At 56.1% G+C, this 239-nt stretch carries 1 rRNA gene; it reads right to left on the bottom strand.

What is annotated here, in order from left to right:
- A 23S ribosomal RNA gene (locus tag DW58_RS04440) occupies window positions 1-239 on the bottom strand; the annotation flags it as partial.

Below are 239 nucleotides of genomic sequence, written 5' to 3'. Positions count from 1 at the left end.
CCCCCCTCAATTCTCCAGCGCCCACGGCAGATAGGGACCGAACTGTCTCACGACGTTCTAAACCCAGCTCGCGTACCACTTTAAATGGCGAACAGCCATACCCTTGGGACCTACTTCAGCCCCAGGATGTGATGAGCCGACATCGAGGTGCCAAACACCGCCGTCGATATGAACTCTTGGGCGGTATCAGCCTGTTATCCCCGGAGTACCTTTTATCCGTTGAGCGATGGCCCTTCCAT

Source organism: Siccibacter turicensis LMG 23730, assembly GCF_000463155.2.
GTDB classification, from domain to species: Bacteria; Pseudomonadota; Gammaproteobacteria; order Enterobacterales; family Enterobacteriaceae; genus Siccibacter; species Siccibacter turicensis.
Note: the sequence above shows the minus strand (reverse complement) of the source record. Positions and strands in the feature narration are given on the sequence as shown.